This window comes from Devosia nitrariae, assembly GCF_030160115.1.
GTDB classification, from domain to species: Bacteria; Pseudomonadota; Alphaproteobacteria; order Rhizobiales; family Devosiaceae; genus Devosia; species Devosia nitrariae.
Genome location: NZ_BSNS01000002.1, coordinates 64,008 through 79,133 on the forward strand (window position 1 = coordinate 64,008; position 15,126 = coordinate 79,133).

Here is a 15,126-nt window from a genome sequence, read left to right on the forward strand (position 1 = left end):
TTCAGCACACCTCCTCGCCGGGCTGACAGATGTGGGAAAGAGTGTCGAGTACTGGTGCGCACACTTCAGGGTGGCCGTTGCAGCAGTCAGACAGGAGAAAGAGCATCACCTCGCGGAAGCGTGGGAAGTCGGCCCGGTAGATGATTGAGCGGCTCTGGCGCTCACCGGCAACGAGTCCGGCCTGTGCCAGGACCGCGAGGTGCGAGGACAGCGTGTTCTGCGGCACGTCAAGCCGGCGCGCCAGATCGCCCGCGGCAACACCCTCGGGCTCGGCACGTACGAGCAAACGAAACGCGGAGAGGCGCGTCGGCTGCGCGAGCGCCGAAAGGGCGGCGGTTGCATCGTCGATATCCATGTATCTGGAACTATCGATATATCGTGACAGGCCGATGACAGTGGTGGAAGAACCGGCATGGCAACTTCCGAGAGCCTCCGCGAAGACTGGCCCCCCGCAGCGGGAGTCGCCCGCGGCCGAAATACGAGTTTGGGCGATTTCACCGCATCGTGAGTGTCCTGCAACGAGCCATTCATGCATGCACCCTCTGGTCTTGGAGGCGTATCCGGCGCAACCTATCCTTTAGTTCCGACTGGCTGAAAGGAGGGATAGCCGATGCGTTGCTTTACCGTGCTTGGACCATCTCAATCGGGCAAATCCACGCTCGCCGGGCAGTTGGCCTCGCTCGAGGTCCCTCGAAAGAGTTCGGTCGTGCCTCATGGACTGGAGCTTTTGACCTTCGAGTTCCTGGACGAAGCCTGGTGCGCGCTCGATACCCCGGGCTCCAATGAAGCCCTGGCGCATGTCCATGCGGTGCTTCTGGCAAGCGATGCTTGCATCCTCTGTGTCTCGCCGTCTCCCGATGACGCTCTGCTTGCCGCGCCCTATCTGCGGGTGATCGAGGCGTCGGGGACGCCGTGCATCGTGTTCGTCAACAAGATGGACGACCCACGCGGGCGCGTGCGCGACCTGATTGCCGCGCTTCAGGACTATACCAGCCACCCCCTGGTCCTGCGCCAGATCCCGATCCGCGAGGGGGACAAGGTGGTGGGCAGTTGCGATCTCATCTCCGAGCGGGCCTGGCGGTACCGGGAGGGTGAGAGATCCTCGCTCGTCGAGCTTCCCGAGGACCTGATCGACCGCGAGCACGAGGCGCGCGCGGAACTGCTCGAGCACCTGTCCGAATTCGACGACTGGCTTCTCGAGGAACTGGTTGAGGACCGGAAACCGACAGGCGACGCGCTTTTTGCCATATCCTCTCGAGTCTTGCGGGAAAACCGCGTCATCCCGGTCCTGGTCGGGGCCGCCGGTCACGGCAACGGGGTCATGCGGCTGATGAAATCCCTTCGCCATGAGGCGCCGACGATGGAAGCCACCCGCATGCGGCTGGCATTCGAGAGCGGCATTGATGAGAAGACGCTGGTGGGCGTCAGCTTTCACGCCCATTACAGCCAGAACATCGGCAAGGCGGTTCTGGTGCGCGCGCTGACCGACGGGATAAAGCAAGGCACGATGCTGGGCGGCGGCAATCTCGGAGCATTGCAGGATCCGACGTCCGGACGGCCCTTTGCGGGCAGTGGTCCCGCCGAGGGAGCCGTCTTTGCTGCCATCAAATCCGATCATCTGCGCGCGCCCGCCCTGCTCACCGGCGCAGTCACAGTCCCTGCTCCCGCTTGGGTGTCTGCGCCAAACCCGGCGCTGGAACGGATCGTCGTGCCAGCGAGCGAGCGCGACGAGGTCAAGCTCGGGACGGCTCTGGCGCGGCTTGCCGACACCGACGGTGGCCTGACCGTCACTCAGGATCCAGCGAGCGGCGCGCATGTGGTCGCAGCCCAGGGCCCGGTCCACCTGCGCGAGGTTCTGGGAGCCCTCTCCGAGACTTTCCGGATCGACGTAAGCGACCAGCCCATCACTCCTGCCTTTCGCGAGGCCATTTCGAAAGTGGTCGAGGTGCAGTACCGGCATCGCAAGCAGACCGGCGGTGCCGGGCAATTCGCCGACGTGCAGTTGACTGTCCGTCCGACGGGCCGTGGGGAGGGGTTCATCTTTGCCGAGGAGGTCAAGGGCGGCGCCGTGCCGCGCAAGTTCATACCGGCCGTCGAGGAAGGCGCGCGCGAAGCCTTGGAGAAAGGCCCCCTCGGGTTCCCGGTCATCGACGTCGGCGTCGTGCTGACCGATGGCCGGTTCCACTCCGTCGACAGTTCCGAATTCGCCTTCAGGACCGCGGCAAGAATGGGCGTCCGCCAGGCGCTCTCTCAAGCCTCGCCTGTCCTGATGCAACCGATCTTCCGGGTCGATATCCACGTTCCTTCGCAGTTCTCGGGCAGCCTGGTGCCAATCGTCTCCGCGCTCAAGGGGCAGGTTCTGGGCTTTGACCGGGACGAGGCGGTGCGGGGCTGGGATACGTTCCGGGCCTTGATGCCGGCAAGCGCGCTCGAAGAGCTCGCCCACGGCGTCCGCTCGGCGACGCAAGGGGTTGGGTATTTCTCCTCGAGTTTCGAACGCTACGAGGAACTCTATGGCCGGGATGCCGAAGCGGTGGTGAACGCACAGGCGAAGGCCGGCTAGGCTGATGCCGTGGCTGGTGCGCGATGCGACTTGATTTGGATCAAATCGAGCTCCAATCTTCAATGTCGTGGAACTCTCGGAGAGAATCCGGTTCCCGCATTCGCGTCCTGCTCCAGATGAGCAAGTATGGTCCAGGCGCGGTTGACCGCGCTTGGCCTTGACCCGCGACCATCTTCCCTGCATTTCCGAGCCAAAGACATTCACAGGTCAACGCATGAAGCCATCGGCGTTTTCAGGACAGTCCGTCACCTCATACGTCGAAGGTCCGCCTCGCCATGTCCCCGGTTTTTACGGCCTGCAGCGCATGACGACCATGCTGCTCGCGGAGCGCGTGCCGGCGACCGGCCGCGTGCTGGTTCTTGGAGCAGGCGGCGGCCTGGAGCTGAAGGCCTTCGCCGAAGCGCATCCGGAATGGTCATTTGATGGCGTCGATCCATCCGGAGATATGCTGCGGCTGGCCGAACAGACGGTGGGGCCTTTTGCCGAGCGGATGCGGCTTCACCAAGGGTATATTGCGAATGCGCCCGAAGGACCCTTCGATGCCGCCACGTCGCTGCTGACGTTTCACTTCATCCCACGCGATCAGCGCCTCGAGACGCTGAGACAGGTCCGCCGTCGGCTCAAAGCCGGCGCTCCTTTTGTAGTGGCCCATATCAGCTTTGCGCAGACCGAACCCGAGCGGTCCACCTGGATCGCCCGGCATGTGGCCTTCGGAGCACCCGAGGGAACCGATGCCGCCCAACTCGAGAGTTCCCGACAGGCTATCGGTGGCAAGCTGTCGATACTGGCGCCGGAGGAAGAGGAAGAGATGCTGCGCGATGCAGGGTTCTCGGGCGTCAGCCTGTTCTACGCAGGCTTCAGCTTCAAGGGGTGGGTGGCTTACGCTGGCTAGATGCCACGGCACATTCAACCATGACCGAGGTTGGCGCAGGCGTAACTTGCTCGCTCTGCGCGGCATCCGAACTTAGTCAAAAAATCGCCGGACACATGAGGCCGCTGGTTTGCGGGGTCATGGTCCGGCTCAGTGGTCAGGAAACGGGGCCGGCGGCAAAACCGGCCCGGGAGATGGCACGAACGCTCATCACACAGGGATCGAGAGCTCATGCCAACGACGTGGCGCCGGGCTATCCAGCCTTGTGCGCTTTTGGAAGGCGGTGGAGGTTGCCGCCTGATGAAAGCGCGCTCGAGGCCCAGCGCAAGAAGTAGGTGCCACCGCGGGTTGCTTCGTTTTAGACCTCAGCAGCGAGCGTTGCGGGCGCGGGCCGTGCTCAGCACCTGGCCGAGGCTGAGACGGGAATTGGCCACTGCCTCGAGCACATCCTGACGCTGAATACCGAGATCACGCAACCGGGATTCATCCATCTCCAGTAAGCTGGCAAGTGCCAGTTTTCGGGTGCGTGCGGCGCGGAACGCGGCGAACCAGCGGGCAAGCAGGTTCGTTTGACGAAGGGGCATGGCGGCCGCAGCGGGCCGCTCGCTCGAAAGCAAGTAGGCCATGATGATTCTCCGAGGGTCGATGGGCGCCGGAGGGAGACCGGCGGGTGCGGCGAGCGCCGTTGCTGCGCCGATGTTCAAAACGATACGTGCTGGACATCCATTCGTCCAACAAATAGATTTCATCTACATCATCAAATTGAGTGATGGGAAGTCGCCATGACCGCACCCCTCGATCTCGACCAATTGCAGAGCTTCTGTGCCATCGCCGACTGCGGCAGCTTCACCGAGGCAGCGCGCCGGGTGAACAAGACGCAATCGGCAGTGTCGATGCAGATCAAACGCCTGGAAGAGCGTCTTGGCTACCCGCTTTTGACGCGCGATGGGCGCAGCGTGTCGCTGACCCAGCAGGGCGAGGTCCTCTATTCGCGGGCCCGCAAGATGCTGCGGGTCAACGCGGAGATCATCGACCACTTCTCCAACACCGATCTTTCCGGCTCGATTCGTTTCGGCGTTCCGGACGACTACGCCGTGCGGCTGCTGCCGGTGATCCTGTCGAGCTTCCAGCGCACGCACGCCAAGATTGCCGTGGACGTCGCGTGCATGGCCTCCGAGCAGTTACTGGAGGGCATGCGGGCCGGCCGGTTCGACCTTATCGTCTTCACGCAGGGGACCAACCACAATTTCGGCGAGCTCTTCCGCACCGAAAAGATGCACTGGGTCGCCTCCCATGGCGGGCAGGCGCTCGCGACCGATCCGATGCCGCTGGCCTGCGGGCCGACCTGCTGCATCTGGCGGCAGGAAGCGACGGACGTGCTCAACCGCACGGGCAAGGACTATCGCATTGCCTATACCTCCTCGAACGCGACAGCCATCTCGAGCGCGGTGCTCTCGGACCTTGCCGTAGGGTTCCTGCCGGAGAGCGCGCTGCAGCCGGGGATGCGCGTGGTGGGCACCGAGTATGGCCTGCCCAAGCTCAACGACGCGCAGATCGCGCTGATGCGCGGCAGCCACGCCTATGGGGGCATCTACGACGCGCTTGCCAACCACATCGTCTCGAGCATGGGCAATCTCGACAGCCGGCCGACGATGGCCGAGGCGGCGGAGTAGAAGTATCGCTCCCGCTTGACCGATTCAGAGGCGGATGTCGCACGCTAGTCGTTGAATGTGCGCCCTGCTTTCAGGGCCGCGACATGTCCCTTCATTGCCTTCTGCCCGGCGCGGGCGAAGAGGCGGGCGGCGACAAGCCGGGACTGCGGGGTGGCGCCCTTGCGGTCGATGTATTGCTCAAGGAGCGCGGCCTGCCCGACGTTGATGGCCGAACCGGCCTCGAGGAATTCGACGATGGCGGCGAGCTGATCGGGCGTGAAACGTTCGAGCACGGCTGGACCGATGATCTGGAAATGGGCAAAGAGCCGCTCGGTCATCTCGGCCATGACGGGCGTTACCGATATCCAGATCTTGCGCCGGTCGACGGGGTCGCGCGTGCGCGCGACATAGCCCACGGCCTCCAGCCGGTCGACGACCACCGTTACCGCTCCGGTCGTCAGTCCACTTTCGCCAGCGAGCTGACCGGCGGTGACTTTGCCGTGCCGGTCGATGATGTCGAGGCAGCGCCCGTCGGTGCGGTTGATGCCAAGGAAGCGGGTGACACAATCGTCCCAAACGTCATTGGCGGTCTGGTTGGCTCGCACCGCTTCCTTCAGTCGCGATGCACCACCCCAGGGGTCGGCGCTTGACATATCTTTCGACGATTTGATATCTTGATTCATAAGATATTTATAACACGAAATCTCTTCAGGGTCCAGATATGGGTGCAGAAATTCAGGCCGGCCAGGCGATGATCGAGGCCAGGCAGCTCAAACGCGACTTCAAGGCACGTGGGCGCACGATAGAGGCCGTGCGCGGGGTCGACATCGACGTGGCGGCCGGCGAGATCGTCGGGTTCCTGGGGCCCAACGGGGCCGGCAAGACCACGACGCTCAAGATGCTGACGACGCTGTTGAGGCCCACGGACGGCAGTGCGACGGTGGCGGGGTTCGATCTGCGACGCGATCCGCAGGGTGTCAGGCGCAATATCGGCTATGTCGGTCAGGCGGGCTCTACGATCGGCAGCGCCAGGGCCGGCGAGGAGATCGTCAGCCATGCCCGGCTCTACGGTATCGATGCGGCGACGGCCAACGATCGGGCACGCAACCTCCTTGCCGCGCTCGACCTCGCAGATGTCTGGGATCGCAAGTGCGGTTCGCTGTCGGGCGGGCAGCGGCGGCGGCTCGATATCGTCATGGGCCTCATCCACAACCCCAGGCTCGTCTTTCTGGATGAGCCCTCGACCGGTCTCGACCCGCAGAGCCGGGCGAACCTGTGGACGCACATCCGTAAGCTGCGCGACGAGCTGGGCACGACCGTCTTCATCACCACGCATTACATGGACGAGGCCGACTCGCTTTCGGACCGGCTGCTGATCATCGACAAGGGCGAGATCGTCGCAGAGGGTACGCCCGCCGAGCTCAAGAAGAAGGTGCGCGGCGACACCATCACCCTGACCATGCGCGAAGAGAAGGACGCGACCGAAGCCGCGGGCGTGGCAGGACTGCTCGCCGGCGCCGACGCGCCAGCGACCGACGGGCATATCGTGCGCTTCCACGTGTCCGAGGGTGCCTCGACCCTACCTGTATTGCTCGCGGAACTGGCTCGGGCAGGGATCGAGGCCATCGGCGTCGAAGTCAACCGGCCGACGCTCGACGACGTGTTCCTGACGCTGACCGGCCGCTCGCTGAGAGATTGATAAAGGACGACGCCATGACCTTCTTTTCCGACACCTGGACCGTGTTTTCGCGTGCCATGAGACTGTCGCTGCGCGAGCCGCTGTGGGTGATCATCGGCATTACCCAGCCCATCCTCTACCTGACCCGGGCCGCTGCTGGAGCGGGTGGCGAGCACGCCGGGATTTCCGCCGGGGGACGCGTGGGTGGTGTTCGTGCCAGGCCTCTTGGTGCAGCTCGGCATTTTCGGCGGGCTTTTCGTCGGCTTCGGCATCATCGCAGAGTGGCGCGCGGGGGTGATCGACCGGATGATGGTGACGCCCGCCAGCCGGACGGCACTGATCGCCGGGCGCGTGCTGCGCGACGTCGTCGTGCTGGTGGCGCAGGCGATCATCCTCATCTCCTGCGCTTTCCTCTTTGGGCTCCGGGTGCCGCTCTGGGCAATCGCTGCCGGCCTGGTGCTGATTGGTCTGTTGGGGGCCGCCTTCTCGTTCCTCTCCTATGCCTTCGGACTGATCACCAAGAGCGAGGATGCCTTCGCACCGCTGGTCAACTCGCTGGCGCTCCCGGTGCTGCTGCTCTCGGGCATCCTGTTGCCGATGAGCCTGGCGCCGGCCTGGCTGCAGGCGCTGGCCAGCATCAATCCGTTCAAGCACGTCGTCGACGCGCTGCGGGCGATCTTTCGCGGCGAGATCGGCACGCCGGAGGTGGCGCTCGGCGTCGCCCTCGCGGCGGTGCTGGTGGTGCTCGGAGCCTGGTTCGGCAATCGGGTGTTCGAGGGGCAGACGAAATAGGCATCCCCTTCCATGCCTCCTCGGCCAACGTCTGCGCGCTGCCGAGGGGCGGATGAGGGTGCGATCTACATCTCGGCTTCGGTGAAGATCCGGCTGAGGTCACCGCCCCATTCGCCGCGGTACTTCTTGAGCCAATATTCGGCGCGGGTTTCGTCGCGCTGGATAATCTCCTCGAGCGGCGCGAGGTAGATGCTTTCGTCCTCGCCTTTGTCGTTCAGAACGTTGCGGCGAATGAGGCCGGCGCTGGCGATGCCGACAATTTCGCGGGCGGCGTCCTTAACGTCGCCAAAACGCAGAATGTCGCCGGGCCAAGGCGTGCGCAAAGCGGTCACCGGCACCTGCTCGCGCAGGGTCTGGCGCTCCTCGGCGGTCCACTCGGACACCAGTTCCCAGGCGGCCTCGAGCGCCACATCGTCATAAAGCAGTCCTGTCCACAGGGCCGAAAGCGCCGCAACCGAAGCGGCGTCGCCCATGTCGGCGCCGCGCATCTCGAGGAACTGCTTCAGGCGCACCTCGGGAAAGAGCGTCGAGAGATGGTTTTCCCAATCCTTGATCGTCGGCTTCGCGCCCGGCAACTGCGGCAATTTTCCATCGAGGAAGCGGCGGAAGTCCTCGCCGGCCACGTTGACGTACTGGCCATCGCGGATGATGAAGTACATAGGCACGTCGAGCGCGTAGTCTGCATAGCGTTCGAACCCGAACCCCTCCTCGAAGACGAAGGGCAACATGCCGGTACGATCGGGGTCGGTGTTGAGCCAGATGTGCGACCGGTAGGAGAGGTAGCCGCTCTCGCCGCCGTCGATGAACGGCGAATTGGCAAAGAGCGCGGTGACGACCGGCTGCAGGGCGAGGGAGACTCGGAGCTTGCGGACCATGTCGGCTTCCGAAGAAAAATCGACATTGGTCTGGACGGTTGCCGAGCGGAACATCATCGATGTGCCGAGCGTGCCCGTCTTGCCCATATAGGGCGCCATGATGGCGTAACGGGATTTGGGCATGGCCGGCATTTCGGCGACCTGCCAAAGCGGAGTGACGCCGAGCCCGAGGAAGTGGATGTCGAGGGCCGACCCCACTTTCTTGGAAACACGCATATGCTCTGCCATCTCGGCCGCCGTGCCATGGATGTCCCGCTGGGGTGAGCCTGAGAGCTCGAACTGGCCGCCGGGCTCAAGCGAGATGCCGCCGGCGATCTCGTCGTTGCGCATGCCGATAGGATGTTCGCGGTCATAGAAGTAATGCCAGCCCGTCTCCTGGCGCACGCCCTCGAGGAGCGACGCGACGCCGTCGGGACCGCCATAAGCGACCGGGCGCAACGGGTTGGTGTGGAACAGGTGTTTCTCGTGCTCGGTGCCGATGCGCCACTCTTCCCGCGGCTTACAGCCGCTGGACATGGCCTCGATGAGATCGGCGCGCGATTCTATGGGAGGAGAATTGATGTCGGCATCGGCACCGGCCATGGAGACCTCTAGGGTGGGCAAGAAGAACTGGCCCGGAACATATCGGCTGTCCGGCCGGCGTCAATCGCCTTTTATCGCCAATCGCCGATGATTGCCTGGACAATGGCGAGGGCGGCGACGGAGGCCGTGTCGGCGCGCAGGATTCTCGGACCCAAACTCACAGGCACCACATAGGGTTGCGCGTGGAGGAGCGTTCGCTCCTCGGGAGAAAAGCCACCTTCCGGGCCGATCAACAGGCCGACAGGCTGGCCGGCGAGAGCCTTGATCGCGTGAACCGGACTTGCGGAGGCCTCGGCCTCATCGGCAAGAATGAGGCGACGGCCGCCATGCTCGCCAGTCCAGCCGGCGATCAGGCGTTCAAGCGTCGTCTCGGGCCTCACCTGCGGAACCGAGAGCACCTCGCACTGCTCGGCGGCCTCTATGGCGTTGGCCACTAGCCGCTCGTGCTTCAAGCGCGAAACCTGGGTAAAGCGGGTGAGGACCGGCTGGATGATTCCCGCTCCCATTTCGGTGGCCTTCTGCACCACATAGTCGAGCCGTTCGGTCTTCAAGGGCGCAAAGCCGTACCAAAGGTCGGAAGGCGGTGTCTGCGGAGCGATGAACTCGACGAGCTCGAGGTCAACGGCCTTCTTGGCATCACCGGTAAGACGGGCAAGCCAGGCGCCGTCGCGGCCGTTGAACAGCACGACCTCATCGCCGACCGTCTTCCTCAGCACCGCCGCCAGATAGAGCGACTGGTCCTTGCCGAGGGTCAGCGCCGCTCCGGCGGCAAGATCGGCCTCGACATAGAGGCGTGGAAGGGAGGCATGGGTGCGAGGCATTGACTTCCGGCGGCGGGCGGTTAGTGGTTCGAGTGCATAGGATGCGATAGTCCATCCCTGGTGTCACCCCGGCGAGGGCCAGAGCGCGTCGGGCTGGGTTAGGACCTCCGGCTGACAGTCACGGGTGGAGCAGTATCGCTTTCCGGCAAAGACTTTCGGAGGCAAACCGCCCATGGCCACTCCCACCGATCCCGGCTCTGTCGCAGACGCCCAGCGCGGCAACTGGGTGGACAGCTATGCTCCCGGTTGGCTGAAGCCTTATGCGCGGCTGGCGCGGTGGGATCGGCCGATCGGGGTCTACTTGCTGTTCTGGCCATGCGCGTGGTCGCTGGCGCTGGCGGCGGTGCGCCAGCCGGCAAACGGGTTCGATGCCGTCGCGCTCATCTATTGCTTCGTGGGCGCCGTGCTGATGCGCGGGGCCGGCTGCACCTTCAACGATATCGTCGACCGCGACATCGACATGAAGGTCGCGCGCACGCGGCTGCGCCCGATTCCGTCCGGACAGCTGACGACGCGCAATGCGGTAATTTTCCTCGTGGCGCAGGCACTTCTGGCGTTCCTCATCCTCATCCAATTCAATACGTTCACCGTCGCCATCGGCATCGCCTCGCTGGTACTCGTTGCCGTCTATCCGTTCATGAAGCGAGTGACCTGGTGGCCGCAGCTCTTTCTCGGGCTCGCCTTCTCCTGGGGGGCGCTCGTCGGCTGGAGCTCGCAGACCAGCAGCATCGGACCGGCCCCGCTCTTGCTCTATCTCGGCTGCATCCTCTGGACGATCGGCTATGACACCATCTATGCGCTGCAGGACATCGAGGATGACGCCCTGATCGGGGTCAAGTCCACCGCACGGCTCTTCGGAGAGAACGTCAAGCCCATCGTCGGCCTCTTCTATGCGGCGACCGTCGCCTGCTGGCTGGCGGCTGGGTTCGTTTCCGGGGCGGGCTGGGTTCTGGCGCTCGGGCTCGTACCTGTCGCGGCGATGCTCGCCTGGCAGGTCATGACCCTGGATGCGAGGGCGCCGGCGAACGCATACAATCGATTCTACTCGAACCACTATGTGGGACTGGTGCTGACCGGGGCGATCCTGTTGGAATGGATGTTCTAGATTCGATGACCGCCATGGATGCACAGCTCCACCAAGCGCCCAGCTCCCTGCCCGTGATCAACATGTTTTGGATCGGACCGCAGATCGGCCTCATCGAACGGCTCTCGATGGTGTCATTCCTGGCGGCCGGGCACAGCGTCCAGCTGCACGCCTATGACGAGGTCGCCGGGTTGCCGGAGGGCGTGACGCTGGTTGACGCCGACTTGACGGTGGAAAGGGACTATGGGCTTTCGCTGCTGGGCGGGCGCCGGGGGGCGCCTGCAATACTGGCCGATTATTTCCGCATGGCACTTCAGTTGAAGGGTGCGGGCATATGGGCGGACGCCGACATGCTCTGCGTAAAACCGCTCACCATCGTCCCGCACGAGCCACTATTCGGGTTGCACAGCCCGCAGACCATCAACAACGCCATAGTCTACCTACCGCCGGATTCGCCCATCGCCGCCGATATCATCGCCGGGTTCGCGCCCAACGCGATCCCCAAATGGCTCAATTTCAACCGTAAGCGGCAGCTCTGGACCAAGCGGCTCATAGGGCAGAACATCGCCCCCACAGACCACTTCTGGACAACATTCGGGCCGCAAGCGCTGACAGAACTGGCAAAGACATACCGAGTGTTCGATCTCGCCGCGCCCATCGACGTCTTCTATCCCTACAACCACCACCGCGCCTTCGAGGTCCTGCTACCAGAGACCGACATTGCGCAGTTCATGACGGAGAGAACTCTCTGCGTTCATTTGTGGAACAACGAACTGAAGAGCGTGCGCGATGAACAGCCGGCATCGACCTCGGCGATCGGCCGGCTGCTGACGGCTTATGGGCTATAAACCAAAAAGCCGGCCGCACCACCGACCGGCTTTAGGGCTCTCTGGAGGAAAGGGGCCCGGCGCTTAGTTGGCGCCGGTCTTGCCGCCGGGCTTGCGGCGGTTGAGGAAGCGGGGGCGGCGGTTGGCATCGGCGGCGAACCTGCGGCGCGCCGAGCGGGCGCCGACCATCACGCCATCGACCTGCTGGGAATAGGGCAGATAATTGCCGTCGCCGGCCTTGATAAGGAGCGGCAGGCGCAGTTTCTTGCCCCAGTTCTGCCACTCGGCAACGACATTGAGGTTACCGATTTCCTCGAACACCTGATAGCTGAGCTCGGCATCCGAATGCACAAGCTCGATGGTGGAGCGCAGTACCCCTTCCTCGGAGATGGCGGTGGCCACGGCCACGCCGATGAATTCGTCGACCGGCACCTTGACCTTAATGGCAACTCCGCTCTTTTCGAGCGTCTTGCGCACGGTGACCGTCTTGACCGGCTCGCGAGGGCCATTGTCGTTGGCCGCAATGAACCGGCGGTTCGCGACCTCGGGTTTAGCAAAAGCCAGGACGACGGCTGCGCCTTCGATCTCAACGCCACGGACCATAGTGGATAACCTTCCTGTCAACTTCCGAGAGCTTCGGTTTGCCGTGCTCTCTTTTATGGCTCCATCCTAGCGCGCCGCCTTACCGCCCGGCTTAAGAAGTTCGGTTAAGTTTACGTTGTTTTGCGGGAGGGTTAGCGGGTTCTGACCGGCTGTAAGGGCAAGTTAACTCATTGAAATCGTAAGACGTTAACCAGAGCGCTCCAGCGCATCGCGCGCGTACGCCGGGACTTTGCCTGTCGAGCCAGACGCAGGTGCTCTGGACCCCGAAATGCCGTTCCAAATCACTGCAGCGGCGACAAAAATCAACAACCAGGACAACAGCGCCAGCCCTATGATGATCCAGATCCTGTAGCGACTCATGGGGCCACCTCCGATCCCAGCAGAGACCCGCGGAGTAACCCGATCATTTATGAGATCCTTAAAATCCCGCCTTCCACAGGCGGGTGTGGAAAGCGGCTGCCGGCCACGCCCGGCGGGCCTTGCCGCGCCTGACTGCAAAGCCTACAAGCACCTCGAACATGACCCTTTCCCAACCGAGCCCCGAACAGGACCTGGAACTGCTGCGCACCAGCGCCGTCGCCGCCGGGATCATCGCCAGCGGCTATTTCCGCCGCGCGGTCAAGACGTGGGAAAAGGAGAACGCCTCGCCGGTGAGCGAGGCGGATATCGTGGTCGACAAGTTCTTAATGACGACGCTGACCGCCGCCCGCCCCAGCTATGGATGGCTGAGCGAGGAGACCGCCGACAGCCCTGAGCGGCTCGACAGGCCCCGCATCTTCGCCGTCGATCCGATCGATGGCACACGTGGCTTCATCCGCGGGGAAGATAGCTGGACGGTGTCGCTGGCGGTGGTCGAGGACGGGGTGCCCATCGCCGGCGTCGTCTATGCACCCGCGCGCGACGAGATGTATGATGCCTTTAGCGGGGGTGGGGCGCGGCTCAACGGCCGGCCAATCGCTCGCAGCCGGCGCGCCGGCGCGCCACCGCTGATCCCGGCGCCAGGCGCGGTGCATCAGGAGATGCAGGCGGCCGGCCTCGACTACAGGCGCGGACCCGCCTACCCATCCCTCGCCTACCGGCTCGTGCAGGTCGCGACTGGCAGGCTCGACGCGGCCGTGGTACGGCGCGGCGCGCAGGATTGGGACATCGCGGCGGCCGCGATAATCCTTTCGGAAGCCGGCATAGCGTTCAACGACGTCTGCGTGGGAGCCCCGCAATTCAACAAAGCTGAATTGCGCCACGGGGCGCTTGCTGCGCTTGCCGACATGAGCCTAAAACCCCTCGTCCATGCGGCGCTGATCAAGGTCTATGGCTGCCCGGCCGAGGCCGATCTGCCGCACCTTTCCATGTCCTGATGACCGGAACCGACGCCATGACCACCCCAGAACCGCAAAAGCAATTGCTGCACCTCGTCATCGGCGGAGAGCTCTCCGATATCTCGGGAGTGACCTTTGCCAATCTCGACCAGGTCGACATCGTCGGGGTCTATCCGAACTACGCCGAGGCCTACGACGTCTGGAGGCAGAAGGCTCAGCAGACGGTCGACAACGCGCAGACGCGCTACTTCATCGTGCACCTGCACCGGCTTCTCGATCCGGAAGAGAACTAGGCAAACCGCCGAGGGCGAGCCTCTAACTTACCAGCGCTTCCACAATAGCGCGCAGGGCGCCGGGCTCGCCGATGCGCGCGCGACCGATGTCGGCGAGGCGGTGACGCTCAGCTTCGTCGGAAAGGAGACGGCGCAGCGCAGCGCCGATGGCATCGGCGTCCGGCGGCACGACGGTCCGGGCAGCATCGAACAATTTCTGTTCATCGCGGAAGCGCGAACGGCGATCGCGTGAGTTGATGAAGGTGATGGCGGGCCGGCCCGAACCCAAGGCCTGGACCGTGGCGGTGCCGGCCTGGGACAGCACGATATCGGAAGCGGCAAGCATGTTGCCCATGGCGCCGCCGCGGGCCATGTGCACGGTCAACCGGCCATCGGTCAACTCACCGAGGTCGGCATTCTCGGCGGTGAGCATGGCGGTGCGCCGCAGTTGCGCCTTGCGGGCGAGATCGTCGACGTTGATGCCGCCGGCAACCGCCAGGAACACATCGGGCAACACCCCCTCGGGCAAGGTGCGCAGTCCCGCGATCTGCAGGGCGAAGCTTTCGGCGGTCAGTGCACGGCTGCCCGGCAGGAGGGTGACGGCCAGCGGCCGGGTGCGGCGGGCGCGGGCGTCGTATTCGGCAAAGGGAATGGTGTCCATCATCACATTGCCGGCGCAACGCGCATCGATGCCGGTTTGCGCGAGCGTTGCGGCGAGATTTTCGGCGCGGCAGAAAACGGTCTTGCAGGCGCGCCTGATGGCCAGACGCTCGAGGCGCGAATAGAGACGGGCCGCGCCGGTCTTGTAGACGTCGATGTAAAAGAGGTTGCGGTGGCCGGTCATGAGGCCGGCCAGCACCCCCACCATATCGCCGACGACGACAATCTCGTCGTACTGTGCGCGGATGCGCGCGAGGAAAGAGAGCGCCGGTCGCACGGTTGTGAAGCCGCCGGTCGCGATGTCTCGGCGCAGGGATCCGCGCACGTTGCGCCAGCCTTCCGAAGCGAGCGTGGCGCGCGGACCGACAATGGGGCAGACATCTGCGTAGGCGTTGCCCGCGCCGATCATCGGATAGGCTTCTGCAGCCACATATCCGGGCAGGGAACGGATCAAGGCGGCGGAAATCCAATCCTCGCCGTGTCCGTTGGAAACGAAAAGGAAGCGGCGGCGGCCTGACGCTGTGGCCACG

Annotated in this window: 16 protein-coding genes; 9 read left to right on the forward strand and 7 right to left on the reverse strand. The window is 64.1% G+C overall.

Translation table 11 applies throughout. The features are described 5' to 3' along the window. Position 1 precedes the first annotated feature (1 nt). The gene (locus tag QQK18_RS00950) at positions 2-355 is read right to left on the reverse strand and encodes an ArsR/SmtB family transcription factor (protein WP_284338399.1); all 354 of its coding nucleotides are present in this window, start codon (positions 353-355) and stop codon (positions 2-4) included. Between the two features lie 255 nt (positions 356-610). On the opposite strand from QQK18_RS00950, the gene QQK18_RS00955 reads away from it, so the two are divergent. Next, the gene (locus QQK18_RS00955; protein ID WP_284338400.1) at positions 611-2,563 is read left to right on the forward strand and encodes an elongation factor G; all 1,953 of its coding nucleotides are present in this window, start codon (positions 611-613) and stop codon (positions 2,561-2,563) included. Between the two features lie 214 nt (positions 2,564-2,777). Continuing rightward, entirely contained in the window at positions 2,778-3,455 is a 678-nt protein-coding gene (locus tag QQK18_RS00960) for a class I SAM-dependent methyltransferase (RefSeq protein WP_284338737.1), read from the forward strand. A 344-nt stretch (positions 3,456-3,799) separates the two neighbouring features. On the opposite strand, the gene QQK18_RS00965 is transcribed toward QQK18_RS00960, so the two are convergent. Then, a complete protein-coding gene (locus tag QQK18_RS00965) occupies positions 3,800-4,060 on the reverse strand; it encodes a hypothetical protein (RefSeq protein WP_284338401.1) in 261 nt (86 codons plus the stop codon). Positions 4,061-4,216: 156 nt separating this feature from the next. Between QQK18_RS00965 and QQK18_RS00970 the strand changes: the two genes are divergently transcribed. Next, positions 4,217-5,107, forward strand: a complete 891-nt coding sequence (locus QQK18_RS00970; protein WP_284338402.1) for a LysR family transcriptional regulator — start codon at positions 4,217-4,219, stop codon at positions 5,105-5,107. A 44-nt stretch (positions 5,108-5,151) separates the two neighbouring features. On the opposite strand, the gene QQK18_RS00975 is transcribed toward QQK18_RS00970, so the two are convergent. Next, positions 5,152-5,739, reverse strand: a complete 588-nt coding sequence (locus QQK18_RS00975) for a MarR family winged helix-turn-helix transcriptional regulator (protein WP_284338403.1) — start codon at positions 5,737-5,739, stop codon at positions 5,152-5,154. Between the two features lie 68 nt (positions 5,740-5,807). Between QQK18_RS00975 and QQK18_RS00980 the strand changes: the two genes are divergently transcribed. After that, the gene (locus QQK18_RS00980) at positions 5,808-6,785 is read left to right on the forward strand and encodes an ATP-binding cassette domain-containing protein (protein WP_284338404.1); all 978 of its coding nucleotides are present in this window, start codon (positions 5,808-5,810) and stop codon (positions 6,783-6,785) included. Between the two features lie 192 nt (positions 6,786-6,977). Further along, a complete protein-coding gene (locus tag QQK18_RS00985; RefSeq protein ID WP_284338405.1) occupies positions 6,978-7,556 on the forward strand; it encodes an ABC transporter permease in 579 nt (192 codons plus the stop codon). 65 nt (positions 7,557-7,621) lie between these two features. Here QQK18_RS00985 and QQK18_RS00990 read toward each other — a convergent pair whose 3' ends face one another. Together QQK18_RS00990 and QQK18_RS00995 are read right to left on the reverse strand one after the other, a co-directional pair. After that, positions 7,622-9,013 carry a glutamate--cysteine ligase gene (locus tag QQK18_RS00990; RefSeq protein WP_284338406.1) on the reverse strand — a complete coding sequence of 464 codons (1,392 nt, stop codon included), beginning with the start codon at positions 9,011-9,013 and terminating at the stop codon, positions 7,622-7,624. Between the two features lie 71 nt (positions 9,014-9,084). Continuing rightward, a complete protein-coding gene (locus QQK18_RS00995; RefSeq protein WP_284338407.1) occupies positions 9,085-9,834 on the reverse strand; it encodes a 16S rRNA (uracil(1498)-N(3))-methyltransferase in 750 nt (249 codons plus the stop codon). A gap of 172 nt (positions 9,835-10,006) precedes the next feature. Between QQK18_RS00995 and ubiA the strand changes: the two genes are divergently transcribed. Both ubiA and QQK18_RS01005 read left to right on the forward strand, forming a co-directional pair. After that, positions 10,007-10,939, forward strand: a complete 933-nt coding sequence (gene ubiA / locus QQK18_RS01000; protein ID WP_284338408.1) for a 4-hydroxybenzoate octaprenyltransferase — start codon at positions 10,007-10,009, stop codon at positions 10,937-10,939. Next, complete coding sequence (locus QQK18_RS01005; protein WP_284338409.1) at positions 10,927-11,766, forward strand: hypothetical protein; 840 nt, start codon at positions 10,927-10,929, stop codon at positions 11,764-11,766. The genes ubiA and QQK18_RS01005 overlap by 13 nt, the downstream gene beginning before the upstream one ends. Before the next feature lie 63 nt (positions 11,767-11,829). Here QQK18_RS01005 and QQK18_RS01010 read toward each other — a convergent pair whose 3' ends face one another. Then, positions 11,830-12,348 carry a DUF6101 family protein gene (locus tag QQK18_RS01010; RefSeq protein ID WP_284338410.1) on the reverse strand — a complete coding sequence of 173 codons (519 nt, stop codon included), beginning with the start codon at positions 12,346-12,348 and terminating at the stop codon, positions 11,830-11,832. 518 nt (positions 12,349-12,866) lie between these two features. Here QQK18_RS01010 and QQK18_RS01015 point away from each other — a divergent pair. Next, positions 12,867-13,703, forward strand: a complete 837-nt coding sequence (locus QQK18_RS01015) for a 3'(2'),5'-bisphosphate nucleotidase CysQ (RefSeq protein WP_284338411.1) — start codon at positions 12,867-12,869, stop codon at positions 13,701-13,703. 17 nt (positions 13,704-13,720) lie between these two features. After that, positions 13,721-13,957 (forward strand): DUF4170 domain-containing protein, encoded by a 237-nt coding sequence (locus tag QQK18_RS01020; protein WP_284338412.1) that lies wholly within the window; start codon positions 13,721-13,723, stop codon positions 13,955-13,957. 22 nt (positions 13,958-13,979) lie between these two features. On the opposite strand, the gene QQK18_RS01025 is transcribed toward QQK18_RS01020, so the two are convergent. Next, positions 13,980-15,125, reverse strand: a complete 1,146-nt coding sequence (locus tag QQK18_RS01025; RefSeq protein WP_284338413.1) for a glycosyltransferase family protein — start codon at positions 15,123-15,125, stop codon at positions 13,980-13,982. Position 15,126 lies beyond the last annotated feature (1 nt).